Here is a 224-nt window from a genome sequence, read left to right on the forward strand (position 1 = left end):
GCCGCTACTCAGGGAATCGCTTTTGCTTTCTTCTCCTCCGGGTACTTAGATGTTTCAGTTCCCCGGGTATGCCCTCCATACGCTATGTATTCACGTATGGATACTGCCCCATTACGGACAGTGGGTTCCCCCATTCGGAAATCTCCGGATCAACGCTTACTTACAGCTCCCCGAAGCATATCGGTGTTTGTCCCGTCCTTCATCGGCTCCTAGTGCCAAGGCAT

Annotated in this window: 1 rRNA gene; it reads right to left on the reverse strand. The window is 52.7% G+C overall.

From position 1 onward, the window contains the following. Positions 1-224: ribosomal RNA gene (locus K1I43_RS15965) — 23S ribosomal RNA — on the reverse strand; the annotation flags it as partial.

This window comes from Anoxybacillus sp. ST70 (assembly GCF_019553625.1).
GTDB classification, from domain to species: Bacteria; Bacillota; Bacilli; order Bacillales; family Anoxybacillaceae; genus Anoxybacillus; species Anoxybacillus gonensis.